This is a genomic window from Mesorhizobium sp. B2-7-2 (assembly GCF_006440775.1).
GTDB lineage: Bacteria > Pseudomonadota > Alphaproteobacteria > Rhizobiales > Rhizobiaceae > Mesorhizobium.
This window is the reverse complement of sequence record NZ_VFTZ01000005.1, coordinates 240509-253998: the sequence shown is the minus strand read 5'-3', so window position 1 is coordinate 253998 and position 13490 is coordinate 240509. Positions and strand designations below refer to the sequence as shown.

At 64.7% G+C, this 13490-nt stretch carries 11 protein-coding genes; all 11 read left to right on the top strand.

Annotated features, from left to right (window positions below; translation table 11 throughout):
* Window positions 1-52: 52 nt before the first annotated feature.
* The 11 genes from argS to FJ425_RS09655 all read left to right on the top strand — a co-directional run bounded on the left by argS (window position 53) and on the right by FJ425_RS09655 (window position 13465).
* Window positions 53-1810, top strand: a complete 1758-nt coding sequence (gene argS / locus FJ425_RS09705; protein WP_140627251.1) for an arginine--tRNA ligase — start codon at window positions 53-55, stop codon at window positions 1808-1810.
* A gap of 103 nt (window positions 1811-1913) precedes the next feature.
* The gene (locus FJ425_RS09700; RefSeq protein ID WP_140722986.1) at window positions 1914-5405 is read left to right on the top strand and encodes an SPOR domain-containing protein; all 3492 of its coding nucleotides are present in this window, start codon (window positions 1914-1916) and stop codon (window positions 5403-5405) included.
* Between the two features lie 132 nt (window positions 5406-5537).
* The gene (gene nagZ / locus FJ425_RS09695) at window positions 5538-6557 is read left to right on the top strand and encodes a beta-N-acetylhexosaminidase (RefSeq protein WP_140722983.1); all 1020 of its coding nucleotides are present in this window, start codon (window positions 5538-5540) and stop codon (window positions 6555-6557) included.
* A gap of 62 nt (window positions 6558-6619) precedes the next feature.
* Entirely contained in the window at window positions 6620-7420 is an 801-nt protein-coding gene (locus tag FJ425_RS09690) for a ScpA family protein (protein ID WP_140546603.1), read from the top strand.
* Entirely contained in the window at window positions 7417-8172 is a 756-nt protein-coding gene (scpB, locus tag FJ425_RS09685) for an SMC-Scp complex subunit ScpB (RefSeq protein ID WP_140722980.1), read from the top strand. Before FJ425_RS09690 ends, scpB begins: the two co-directional genes overlap by 4 nt.
* A gap of 179 nt (window positions 8173-8351) precedes the next feature.
* On the top strand, window positions 8352-8570 hold the full coding sequence (locus FJ425_RS09680) for a twin-arginine translocase TatA/TatE family subunit (RefSeq protein ID WP_027167260.1): 219 nt from the start codon (window positions 8352-8354) through the stop codon (window positions 8568-8570).
* A gap of 83 nt (window positions 8571-8653) precedes the next feature.
* Complete coding sequence (gene tatB, locus FJ425_RS09675; protein ID WP_140722977.1) at window positions 8654-9382, top strand: Sec-independent protein translocase protein TatB; 729 nt, start codon at window positions 8654-8656, stop codon at window positions 9380-9382.
* Window positions 9379-10242, top strand: a complete 864-nt coding sequence (gene tatC, locus FJ425_RS09670) for a twin-arginine translocase subunit TatC (protein WP_140722974.1) — start codon at window positions 9379-9381, stop codon at window positions 10240-10242. The genes tatB and tatC overlap by 4 nt, the downstream gene beginning before the upstream one ends.
* 488 nt (window positions 10243-10730) lie before the next feature.
* Complete coding sequence (gene serS, locus FJ425_RS09665; protein ID WP_140543692.1) at window positions 10731-12035, top strand: serine--tRNA ligase; 1305 nt, start codon at window positions 10731-10733, stop codon at window positions 12033-12035.
* Window positions 12036-12039: 4 nt separating this feature from the next.
* Entirely contained in the window at window positions 12040-12798 is a 759-nt protein-coding gene (gene surE / locus FJ425_RS09660; RefSeq protein ID WP_140627262.1) for a 5'/3'-nucleotidase SurE, read from the top strand.
* A gap of 13 nt (window positions 12799-12811) precedes the next feature.
* A complete protein-coding gene (locus tag FJ425_RS09655) occupies window positions 12812-13465 on the top strand; it encodes a protein-L-isoaspartate(D-aspartate) O-methyltransferase (RefSeq protein ID WP_140722971.1) in 654 nt (217 codons plus the stop codon).
* Window positions 13466-13490 lie beyond the last annotated feature (25 nt).

Below are 13490 nucleotides of genomic sequence, written 5' to 3'. Positions count from 1 at the left end.
CGATTTTGCCGGCCGTCGAGCCGGTCGCCTCTTAAAGCCCAGAGCACTTCCGATGAATATCTTCGCCGATTTCAACGCGCGGATCATAAAAGCTGTCGAAGCCCTTGACCTGAAAGACAAGGATGGGGCCGCGCCCGACCTGTCGCGTGTCGCGGTCGAGCCGCCGCGTGACGCTAGCCATGGCGACCTCGCCACCAACGCGGCGATGGTGCTGGCCAAGCCCACCGGACAGAACCCGCGCGCGCTTGCCGAGAAACTGGCCGAAGCGCTACGGGGCGATGCTGATATTGCCTCGGCCGAGATCGCCGGGCCGGGCTTCGTCAATCTCAGGCTCAAGGACGGCTTCTGGCACACGCACCTGACGGCGCTGCTCGGCGAGGGGCGCAATTATGGCCGCTCGACCGTCGGCGGCGGCCGCAAGGCCAATGTCGAATATGTCTCGGCCAACCCGACCGGCCCCATGCATGTCGGCCACTGCCGCGGCGCCGTGGTCGGCGATGCTTTGGCCAATCTGATGGCCTTCGCCGGCTACGACGTGACCAAGGAATACGTCATCAACGACGCCGGCTCGCAGATCGACGTGCTCGGCAGCTCGGCGTTGCTGCGCTACCGCGAGGCGCTTGGCGACGATATCGGCGAGATCCCGCCCGGTCTTTATCCGGGCGACTATCTGGTCCCCGTCGGCGAGGCGCTGGCCAAGGAATTCGGCCGCGGCCTGCTGCAGATGCCGGAAGAGGAGGCGCTGGCGATCGTCAAGGACCGCACCGTCGATGCGATGATGGCGATGATCCGCGAGGATCTGGCGCTGCTCAACGTGCATCACGACGTGTTCTTCTCCGAGCGCACGCTGCATGCCGACAACGCCAAGAAGATCCGGGCGGCGATCGCCGACCTGACGCTGAAGGGCCACATCTACAAGGGCAAGCTGCCGCCGCCCAAGGGCGAGAAGCCGGACGACTGGGAAGATCGCGAGCAGACGCTGTTCCGCTCGACCGCGGTCGGCGACGACATGGACCGGGCCCTGGTCAAGTCGGACGGCTCCTTCACCTATTTCGCCGCCGACGTTGCCTATCTCAAGGACAAGGTCGACCGCGGCTTCGTCGACCTGATCTATGTGCTCGGCGCCGACCATGGCGGCTACGTCAAGCGGCTCGAAGCGCTGGCGCGCGCGGTTGCCGGCGATGCCGTCAATCTCACCGTGCTGCTTTGCCAACTCGTAAAACTGTTCCGCGATGGCGAGCCGGTCCGCATGTCGAAACGATCCGGCGATTTCATCACGCTGCGCGAGGTCGTGGAAGAGGTCGGCCGCGACCCGATCCGCTTCATGATGCTTTACCGCAAGAACGACGCGCCGCTCGATTTCGACTTCGCCAAGGTCACCGAGCAGTCGAAGGACAATCCGGTGTTCTATGTGCAGTACGCGTCGGCGCGCTGCCATTCCGTTTTCAGGCAGGCGAGCGAGCAGCTCGGCGAGGCGAACTTCGATCGCAACCGGCTCGCGGCCTCGGTGGCTGCGCTGGCCGACGAGGGCGAGATCGCGCTGATCCGGAAGTTGGCCGAATATCCGCGGCTGATCGAATCCGCGGCGCTTTCGCTGGAGCCGCACCGGCTCGCATTCTACCTTTACGATCTGGCTTCCGGCTTCCATGCACAGTGGAATCGCGGCAACGACAACCAGGACTTACGTTTTGTTAAGGTTAACGACCGAGAATCAACTTATGCCAGACTAGGGCTGGTGCAGGCTGTTTCGGATGTTTTGACCTCCGGCCTGACGCTGATCGGGGCAGACGCGCCCATCGAAATGCGTTAGGTTTAACTAAAAAACCTGTCACCTTTTGCCCACATTGCGCTGGTAAGGGCCAACCCTGCGCGACGTCCATGGCGTCCGACTGTGTGCGAGTTCGGGAACAATAATGGCAGACAGAACCCCGCTGAAAGTAGCCGACCACAACGACATCGCCGACGATGATCCGTTCGCTGAACTGACCCGGATCATGGGTTTCGATCCGCGCCAGCCGGTGAGGCAGCCGGCCCCCGCGGCCGAAAAGGCCAATCAGACCGTGGAGGCTGACGATTTCGACATCGACCTTGAGAAGGAGTTGATGGGCGAGTTCGATTCCGTCGAGGAAAGCGCGCCGGTCGCTCAGCAGGCTGCACTGCATCAGATCAGCAAAGAGCCGGCCTTCGAGGCTGCCGCCGCCGCGAATGACGACGAGCTTACCGCCTCCTTCGAGCAGGATTTCGTGTTCGACGACGCGGCGGATTATGCCGACTTCGCCGTGGCCCGTGCGCCGGAGCCGGATTTTGCGCCGCAGCCGCAGGTGGCGCCCGAACCGGAAGTCGCGCCAGAGACGCATTTTGCATCTGAGCCGCATTTCGCGCCTGAGCCACAAGAACCTTCCGAGCCGGAAGTCGCTTTCGACGACGATTTCGACAAGGCCGTCGCCAGTTCGCTCGATGCCTCGCCGGTCGAAGATGATCTTGCGATCGACCGGGAAATGGCGGCTTCGCTGGACCAGGATTTCCAGCTCGACCATCACGAGCCTGCCAACCTCGACGATCAAGAACTCGCCAACCTCGACGATCAAGAGCCGGCCGACGCGCGTCAGGACGCCGTCGAGGCCATGCAGGCCGCAAGCGAGGCGGCGTTCGACGCCGATTTCGACAACGCGGTCCAGATGTCGCTCGAAGACGAGCTGTCGTTTGAGAGCCACGAGCCGGAGCAGCATGCGCAGGCCGCCGAGCCGGTCGAAGCTCATGCAGCCGCCCCGCTGATTTCCGAGGATGATTTTGCCGGTCATTTCGATCAGGCGATGACCGATGTCGATATCAATCTCGGCCAGGATATGGATCTCGGCCAGGGTCAGGATCTTCAAGAGCCTGAGCCGTCGCTTGACGACGAGCCTGCGCCGACGGTCGAGGCGCCGGCCGAGACGGCTCACTTTGCCGCCGAGCCGGAGCTCGCGGCGCCCGAACCTGCCGCCGCGCTGACCCTCGATGACGATTTCGAGCTGAGCTTTCGCGATGCGTTGAACGAGGAGCCGCAAGCTCCGGCCGTCGAGCCCGTTGCCGCGTTGCAGCCGACGGTCGCCGAGGCGGCTCCCGTCGTCGCCGCTCCGGTTCCGCCGAGCGCCGCCGTTGAACCCGTGAAGCCGGCCGCCAGCGAGCGCAGCCTGGAAGACGAGCTCAATGCGCTGCTTGGCGCCATGACTGCGCGGCCGATGCCGGCTATCAGGGAGCCTGCTCCCGCGCCGCGGCTGGTTGCGCAACCTGCGAGCTACGAAAGCGAGAAGGCCGAGACCGACGATCTCGACTGGAATCTCGACGAGCAGCAGCCGTCGCAGAGCGGCGAGGGCGGCCAGCCGGTTGAAAGCGACTTCGACGACCTGCTCGCCAGCGAGCTCGATCACCAGGATTTTGCAACCTCGGCCAAGGCAGAGCCCGCGGTCGATTTTGACGACGACGCTTTCGGCGCCGCTTTTGCCCGCAGTATCGAGGCCGAGCAGGAGGCCGCCCGGGCGAAGGCAAATTCTTCCGATTGGCTGCATTCGACGCCGACGGAACCCGCCAAGTCGTGGAGCCGTTCGACCCCGACCGCCGCGCCGCCGGTGCAGGTTTCGTTTTCGCAGCCGGCAGCCTCGACGCCGGTGCAGATGGCCGTGCCTTCAGCGCCAGCGCAGGTGGCGGCGCCGGCCTACCGCAGCGAACCGGCTACGGATTATTCCGCCTACGCCAAGCCGGCCCAGACGCCCGTGCCGCAAGCCCGCGAGCATGATGACATGCCCGACGTCGAGACGGTCGACGTGCCGGAGCGCGTGGTCGCGCTCGCGGACGACCTCGACATTCCGGAGCTCAGCTTCGAAGAGGACCAGCCGGCCGCACCCGCATATGACGATCTCGATGCGGAATTCGCCAACCTGCTCACCGACATGAACGCGACGGAGATCGCGTCGGCGCCGACACAGAGCCGTGGCTATGACGACGAATCCTACAATGCCGGCTTCAATGGCTATGATCGTCGCGACTTGCGTGCCGAGGCTCCGGCGGCTCCATTGGCCCCGGCTGCGTCTGCCGTCGCGAACGGTTACGACGCCGACGATTTGCCCGGCAGCCGGCCGGTTTCGCAGGCGGACGATTTCGCCGCCGATGAGCTCGACTATGATCCCGAGCTCGAAGAAGCGATGGCGATCCCCGGGCTCGCCGAGCGCGAGGCGGCGCAGCCGCGCCGGCGCGGCGTGATGATCGCGGCGCTCGTCGGTGCAGTGGTGGTTTTCGGCGGCCTTGGCGCGCTGGCCTTCTCCTTCGGCGGCAAAGGCGGCGGCGCGGCCCCGGTGATCGTCAAGGCCGACAATTCGCCGATCAAGGTGAAGCCCGAGAATCCCGGCGGCACGGTGGTGCCGAACCAGGACAACAAGGTTTACGACGCGGTCGCCAAGGGCGGCGGCGCGGCCAAGCCGGCCAAGCCGGCCGAGCCGGTGCAGCAGAAGCTGGTGAACACCACCGAGCAGCCCGTGGATCTGGCATCGAAGGAACCGCCGCAGAGCCGCGTGGTCGAGCTTTCGCCCAACGATAATGGCGCCGCGGCCGGCACTGACGCCGCCAGCGATCCAGGCACAGCGTTGCCCGGTGTCGCGCAAGCGGCTGTGCCCGCAAGCGCGCAACCTGCCGCGCCGGCAAGCGCGCAGCCGGCGGCACCGGCGCCGAAGTCGGAAGACCGCATCGCCCAGGTGCTGCAGCAGGATGCCGAGAACACCGCCAACAACGATGTCGTCGCCGTCGCGCCGCGCAAGGTGAAGACGATGATGGTGAAACCCGACGGCTCGCTGGTGCCGCGCGAGGACCCGGCTCCAGCCGCTGCGCCGAAGGTCGCCGCGGCCGAACCGAGCGATCCGGCGCCGCAACATGTCGCGCCGACCTCCGACGGCCAGCCGACGGGAACCGTGGGTTCCGACGCAGGCCAGGCCGGTACGGACCAGGCCGATGCGCCCGCCGTCAAGCCGGTGAAACCCGCGAAGAAGACTGAAGCCAAGGCGCAGTCGGCCAACACGCCGGCAGTGGTGCCGGTGGCGCCGGCGCGTCCGTCCGACCAGCCGGTCGATATCGTCGGCGAGGTCAAGCCGGACCAAGTCGCTTCGATCGATCCAGCGGTGGCCGCCGGCGGCGGCTCGTGGGCGATGCAGATCGCCTCGCAGCCGACGGTCGAAAGCGCGCAGTCGACTTATCAGGACCTGCAGCGCCGCTATGGCGGCGTGTTGTCCGGTCGCACGGCCAACATCGTCAAGGCCGAGGTCGCGGGCAAGGGCACCTTCTACCGCGTCCGCGTTGCGGCCCAGTCGCGCAACGATGCGATCAGCCTTTGCACCAGCTACAAGGCGGCCGGCGGCAACTGCTTCGTATCGCGCTGATTAGATCAAGCCTATCAAAGCCGGCGCCGCCGCGAGGCCGCGCCGGCTTTTCGTTGTGGACGGTTGCGGGCTTTGGCTGGTCCGAGGGCCGGGGTGATTCCCTTTGCTCGCTCAAAGCCTTAAACTTCCGGCATGAGCGAATCAAAATCCATGATCCTCGGCTGCGCCGGGAAATCCCTCACAGAGGACGAAATCCATTTCTATCGGGACGAACGTCCCTGGGGCTTCATCCTGTTTGCGCGCAACATCGGCGAGGCCGGGCAGATCCGCGACCTCGTCGCCTCGATGCGCGACTGCGTCGGTCGCCCGGACGCTCCGGTCTTTATCGACCAGGAGGGCGGCCGGGTGCAGCGCCTACGCCCGCCGCTGGCGCCGAACTACCCGGCCGGGGGCGCGCTTGGCGCGCTGTGGCGTGATGATCGCGAGGCCGGCCGCCGCGCCGCCTGGCTGATGGCGCGGCTGCATGCCTTCGATCTCTCGCGCCTCGGCATCACCGCCGACTGCCTGCCGGTGCTCGATGTGCCTGTCGAAGGCGCCAGCGACGTCATCGGCGCGCGCGCCTATGGCAAGGAGCCCAACGCCGCGATCGAGCTTGGCCGGGCCTCGGCCGAGGGGCTGATGTCGGGGGGCGTGCTGCCGGTGATGAAGCATATTCCCGGCCACGGCCGCGCCGTTGCCGACACGCATTTCGCGCTGCCGACCGTCGATACGCCCCTCGATGAACTCAGACGGCATGATTTCGCCCCGTTCAAGGCGTTGAACGAGCTGCCGATGGCGATGACGGCGCATGTCGTCTACAGCGCGGTCGACCCCGACAATCCGGCGACGACGTCCGCCAAGGTCGTCGATCAGGTGATCCGCGGCGAGATCGGCTTCGACGGGCTGCTGATGAGCGACGACACGTCGATGAAGGCACTTTCTGGGGATTTCCCGACAAAGGCGGCCTCGATCCTTGCGGCCGGCTGCGATCTCGTCCTTCACTGCAACGGCGTTTTCGAGGAGATGTCGGGGATCGCGTCGCGCACGACGGCGCTGTCAGGCAAGTCTTTGCAGCGCGCCGAGCGGGCGCTGACCTATATAAAGGATCGCGACGTCGCCGATGAAACGGCCATACGCGCAGAATTCGCCACCTATTTCGAAGCGGTGGCCTGAACCGAAGGGACGAAAGGCAAGTGGCGGAGACATTGGAAGGCAAGGCCGCGAAGGCCCCACCGATGGACCGCCTGTGGGCCGAGAACGACGATTCACGCCTGACCGGCGACCCGTCGCTGGTCGTCGACGTGGCGGGTTTCGAAGGCCCGCTCGATCTTCTTTTGCATCTTGCCCGCAACCAGAAGGTCGATCTGGCGCGCATTTCTATACTGGCGCTCGCGGAGCAATATCTGGCCTTCGTCGAAAAAGTGCGGGCGCTGAGGTTAGAGCTTGCCGCCGACTATCTGGTGATGGCGGCGTGGCTCGCTTTCCTGAAGTCGAAGCTCTTGATCCCGAAACAGCCGGGCGAAGAGGGCGAAAGCGGCGAGGAACTGGCGGCCGTGCTGCAATTCCGGCTGAAGCGCCTTGAAGCCATGCGCGACGCCTCGGCGCGGCTGGTGAACCGCAACCGCCTTGGCCGTGACGTCTTTGCGCGCGGCATGCCGGAAATGGTCATTGTCGAGAAGCGCAACAGCTTTTCGGCTTCGCTCTACGATCTGCTCACCGCCTATGCGCAGCAGCGCCAGCGGCAGGCGATCAACAATGTGACGATCGCCCGGCGCGCCGTGTGGTCGCTCAAGGATGCACGCGAGGTGCTGGCGCGGCTGATCGGCTCGGTCGGCGACTGGACGACGCTCGACAGCTTCCTGATCGAATATCTGGCGGCGCCGGAAGAGAAGCGCACGGCGATGGCCAGTTCCTTCGCGGCGACGCTCGAAATGGTGCGCGAGGGCAAATTGGAAGTGCGGCAGGACCAGGTGTTCGCGCCGATCTATCTGCGCGGCCGCGCAGAAGGGGTAAGGGCAGTCGAGGTGGTATCATGAGCGAACGCGCCAACGCTTCGGTCATCCCGTTCAAGGTCGAGGACGAACCGGAAGACGAGATGGCCGAGCAGGGTTCCATCGAAAACCCCGCCGAGCGGCTGCAATTGTCGGAAGCCGTGCGCATGGCCGAGGCGATCATATTCGCCAGTGCCGAGCCGGTCAGCGAGAAGCAGCTTGCCGCGCGCCTGCCGGAAGGCGTCAACATTGCCGCCGCAATGTCGGATCTGCAGGAAATCTATGCCAAGCGCGGCGTCAACCTGGTACGGGTCGGCGATGCCTGGGCCTTCCGCACCGCCGGCGACCTGGCTTTCCTAATGAGCCGGGACTCCGTGCAGCAAAGGAAGCTCTCGCGCGCGGCGCTAGAAGTGCTGGCGATCATCGCCTATCACCAGCCGGTGACGCGCGCCGAGATCGAGGACATCAGGGGGGTCGAAACGTCGAAGGGCACGCTCGACACGCTGCTGGAAACGGAGTGGGTGAGGATGCGCGGGCGCCGCCGCACGCCCGGGCGGCCGGTGACCTACGGCACCACGGACGCTTTCCTCGATCATTTCGCGCTGGAGGAGATCCGCGATCTGCCCGGCATGGAAGAGCTGAAGGGCGCTGGCCTGCTCTCGACGCGCATGCCGGCGAATTTCTCGATGCCGGTTCCGCCGGCCGATCCGGACGCGCTCGCCGAAGACGAGGATGCGCTGACCGATATCGACCTCGAGGAGCTCGGGCTGCTGACGCCGCGCGTCACCGACGAGTGATCATCAAATCGCCGCGAATGGTCTATTAGCAGAGGCTGCGCGGATTCGTAGCAAGCCGCTCACGCCGAAAGTGCGTGACATCCGCTAGCCATTTTATCAACTTCGTAGCGGTTGTGTTTGAATCCCTGAGCGAAAACGCATAGATCATCGCCGAGGGAAACCATTCGAGAGAGATTGTTATGGGTTCATTTTCGATTTGGCACTGGATGATCGTGCTGGTCATCGTGCTTCTGGTGTTCGGCCGCGGCAAGATCCCGGAACTGATGGGCGACATGGCCAAGGGCATCAAGAGCTTCAAGAAGGGCATGGCCGACGACGACGCCGACGACAAGCGTACCGTCGAACATCGCGCTGACGAGACTGTTTCGCCGGCCAAGGAAAAGGTCAGCAAGAGCTGATCTTGGTTGTTGCTTTGAGCATGCCGTTGTCCCAAAACCGCTTCGCATTTTTGGGCGGCAGGCACCCGTCGGAATAGATTGTCATGTTCGAAGTCGGTTGGAGCGAACTGCTGGTGATTGCGGTCGTCATGATCGTGGTCGTCGGGCCCAAGGATTTGCCCAACATGCTGCGCACCTTCGGCCGCACCGCGGCGAAATTGCGCGCCATGGCCGGCGACTTCCAGAAGCAGTTCAACGAAGCGCTGAAGGAAGCCGAGCTCGACGATGTGAAGAGCTCGATCGATAGTCTTCGCGGCCTCAATCCGATGAACGAGGTGCGCAAGCAGCTCAATCCGTTCGAGCAGGCCGCGGCAGACGTGCGCGCCGGGGTCGATACGATGATGAAGCCCAAGCCGGCGGCCGATCCGGCGGCGCCGGCAGCGGAAACGCCGCAGGCCGCCGAGCCGCTCAAGAACGGTGCGACGGACCTGCCCGGCGTCGGTGGACCCGAGGCTGCCTCTGCCGCTCCAACCTTCCCGGCCATGACCGACGCGTCCGTCACCACACCGGGTTCGGACACCGCCGTGCCGGCCAAGCCGGCGAAAAAGGCGGTGACCGCCAAGGCAAGGACCGCCGGGGCAGCGGCGAAGACGGCAGCGGCATCAAAGGCGCCGGCAGCGAAAGCGCCGGCCAAATCCTCGCCGGCTGCGGCTAAAGCCGCCGCGCCCGCCAGGAAGGTAGCGCCCAAGACTGAGGCAAAGCCTGCCGCGGCGAAGAAGCTGGCCGCGAACAAGGCAACCGACGGCAAGAAGATGACGGGCGGGACCAAGTGAGCGTTTCGGACAAGGAAAAGGAAGAAATCGAGAAATCGTCAGCGCCGCTGATCGAGCATCTCATCGAGCTGCGCCGCCGCCTGATCTGGTCGCTGGGCGGCTTCTTCGTCGCCTTTCTCATCTGCTTCTTCTTCGCCAAGCGCCTGTTCAACCTTCTGGTCGTCCCCTTCAAATGGGCGACGCAGTGGGCAGGGCTCGACCCGCATAAGGTCGAGCTGATCTATACCGCGCCGCAGGAGTTCTTCTTCACCCAGGTGAAGCTCGCCATGTTCGGCGGCATGGTGATCGCCTTCCCACTGATCGCCACGCAGATCTACAAGTTCATCGCGCCCGGCCTCTACAAGAACGAGCGCAGCGCCTTCCTGCCGTTCCTGATCGCATCGCCCATCCTGTTCGTGATGGGCGCCTCGCTGGTCTATTTCTTCTTCACCCCGATGGTCATGTGGTTTTTCCTGGCCATGCAGCAGACCGGCACCAACGACCAGGTGCAGATCTCGCTGCTGCCGAAGGTGTCGGAATATCTCAGCCTGATCATGACGCTGATCTTCTCCTTCGGCCTGGTATTCCAGCTGCCGGTGGTGACCAGCCTTTTGACGCGCGTCGGCATATTGTCGTCGCAGGCGCTTGCCGAGAAGCGCAAATGGGCGATCGTCCTTTCCTTCGTCGTTGCGGCCGTGCTGACGCCGCCCGATCCGATGAGCCAGTGCGGCCTCGCCATCCCGACCATCATTCTCTACGAGGTCGCCATCTGGTCCTCGCGCATGATCGAGCGCAGCCAGGCGCGCGACCGCCTGGCGCGCGAGCAGGCGGAGGCGGGGAGCTCTGCCGCCAGCAACACGCCGGATGCGCCGTCGGCGTAAGTCGCCCGACACAGGGATTTTGAAGGCTGCCGTTTGTCTTGGTGCAGGATTCTCCGTTCATGTCCGTGAAATCAGCCCAAACGCCGGGATTGGTTGAAGCTGCCCCAACGTCGTCATTCTAATGGCGAAGCAAGGAGCGAAGCGACGCGGCGCAGACCATAGAATCCATGCCGTGACTTGGAAGCGCCGCCGCGGTGCAGAATTTTGGTCCGTTGCACGCCTCGGCGAAGGTAACGGCATGGATTCTAGGGTCTTCGCGACGGAGCTTCGCTCCTGCTCCGCCCTAGAATGACGATCACGATGGGCGTTTCGGCCAATCTCAAAGCCATGCCGCCTGCCAACGCAAACATAGCCGACCGGTCAAAATCCCTGTGCTGGGGAAACTGGACGCACCCCAGGTCGGGAATCGCGGCGATGCGCCTAACCGCCGTCTTGCATCGATGGCGGATGCGGTTTACCCCCTCGATCCTTACTTTTGAGGATCGACCATGCTTGACATCAAATGGATTCGCGACAACCCCAAGGCCCTTGTGGAAGCGCTGGTGAAGCGCTCGTGGCCGGCGGGCGAAGCGCAGTCCACGGTCGACGACCTGGTCGCGAAAGACGAAGCGCGGCGCTCACATCTCAGCGAGCTGCAGGTCAAGCAAGAACGCCGCAATGCCGCTTCGAAGGAGATCGGCAACGCCATGCGTTCAGGCGATTCAGCGCTCGCCGACAAGCTCAAGGGCGAGGTCAGCGAGATCAAGGCGTTCATCCAGAATGGCGAGGCGCGCGAGCGCGAGCTCGACAAGGCGCTGGACGATGCGCTGGCGGTTCTGCCCAATGTGCCGCTTGACGACGTGCCGGTCGGTAAGGACGAGCACGATAATGTCGTCAAGCGTATCGTCGGCGAGGTGCCGACGCGCCCGAACTGGGTGAAGGAGCATTTCGAGATCGGCGAAGCGCTCGGCATGATGGATTTCGAGCGGGCGGCGAAATTGTCCGGCTCGCGCTTCACGGTGCTGAAGAGCCAGCTGGCGCGCATGGAGCGGGCGCTCGGCCAGTTCATGATCGACCTGCACACGACAGAGCACGGTTATGAAGAGATCATCCCGCCGCTGATGGTGCGCGACGAGGTATTGTTCGGCACCAATCAGCTGCCGAAATTCGAGCTCGACCTGTTCTTCACGCCGCATGGCGACAGTCGGCTTGGCCTCATTCCGACGGCGGAAGTGCCGCTCACCAATCTCGTGCGAGAAGAGATCACCGCGCATGAAAAGCTGCCGCTGCGCTACACGGCGCTGACTCCATGCTTCCGCTCGGAAGCCGGCTCGGCCGGCCGCGACACGCGCGGCATGCTGCGCCAGCACCAGTTCTACAAGGTGGAGCTGGTCTCGATCACCGACCAGGAAAGCTCGCTCGCCGAGCATGAGCGCATGACTGAATGCGCCGAGGAAGTGCTGAAGCGGCTCGGCCTGCCGTTCCGTACCGTCACGCTCTGCACCGGCGACATGGGTTTCGGCGCGCGCAAGACCTACGACATCGAGGTCTGGCTGCCGGGGCAGAACGCCTATCGCGAAATCTCGTCCTGCTCGGTCTGCGGCGATTTCCAGGCCAGGCGCATGGATGCCCGCTACAAGGACAAGGACGGCAAGGGCAATCGCTTCGTTCACACGCTCAACGGTTCGGGCACCGCGGTCGGCCGCGCTCTTATAGCCGTCATCGAAAACTACCAGAATGAGGATGGCAGCGTAACCATTCCTGAAGTGCTGAGGCCTTACATGGGTGGTCTCGCGAAGATCGAAGCGAAGTGACTTGATGCGCATTCTCCTGACCAATGACGACGGCATACACGCCGAAGGGCTGGCGTCGCTCGAACGCATCGCCCGCACGCTGTCGGACGACGTCTGGGTGGTTGCGCCGGAGCAGGACCAGTCCGGCTATGCGCATTCGCTGTCGATCTCGGAGCCGCTCAGGCTGCGTAAGATCGGCGAAAAGCACTACGCCGTGCGCGGCACGCCGACCGACTGCGTCATCATGGGCACGAAAAAAATCCTGCCCGGACCGCCGGATCTGATCCTGTCCGGCGTCAATTCCGGCGCCAACATCGCCGACGACGTCACCTATTCGGGCACCGTTGCAGGCGCCATGGAAGGCGCGCTGCTCGGCGTCCGCTCGATCGCGGTGAGCCAGGCCTATTCCTATGTCGGCGAGGATCGCGTCGTGCCTTACGAGACGACCGAGGCGCTGGCGCCGGCGTTGCTCAAGCGACTGGTGGAGACGCCGCTGCCGGAAGGCGTGCTGCTCAACGTCAATTTCCCGAACTGCGCGCCGGACGAGGTGGAGGGCACCGTCGTCACCGCGCAGGGCAAGCTGGTGCACAGCCTTTGGGTCGACGAGCGGCGCGACGGGCGCGGCCTGCCTTATTACTGGCTGCGCTTCGGCCGCGAGCCGGTCGAAGGCAAGAAGGGCACGGATCTCCATGCGCTGCGCAACCGGCTGGTGTCGGTGACGCCGCTGCAACTCGACCTCACCGCCCATGAACTCCGCGACCAACTGACCAAGGCGCTGTCATAAAATAGGTTTTGGCATGAATACGGGCCTCGACGACCGCGAAGGTTTTGCCGCTTTCCTGCTCAGGCTGCGGGGCAGGGGCGCGGCGCCGAAGGCGCTGGTCGCCGCCTTCGAGGCGACGCCGCGGCGCGGTTTCCTGTCGGCGCAGTTCCATGCGGTCGCCTGGTCGGACGGCATGCTGCCGATCGAATGCGGCGAGGCGATCGAGGGCGCCGATCTGCAGGCGGCGGTGATCGCCGCGCTCCACATCGAGCCGGGCAACCGCGTGCTCGAGATCGGCACCGGTTCGGGCTACACGGCCGCTGTCATGTCGCGGCTTGCGGCGCGCGTCATCACCGTCGATCGCTACAAGACCCTGGCCGAGCAGGCCAAGCAGCGTTTCGAGGCGCTCGCCATCAGCAACGTCATCGCCCGCCAGGCCGACGGGTCAAACGGCCTGCCCAATGAAGGACCGTTCGACCGTATCGTCGCCTGGGCCGCCTTCGACAGCCTGCCGCGCTTCCTGCTCGACCAACTGTCGAGCGGCGGCATCGTCATCGCGCCGATCGGCCCGGAAGAGGGCGAGCAGGTGCTGGCCAAGCTCACCAAGGTCGGCAGCCGCTTCGAGCGCGAGGACATCGGCATGGTCAGGCTGCAGCCGATCCTGCGCAGCGTCGCGATGGTGATTTAAGGGCCTCACAGCCCTCGCCAAAATT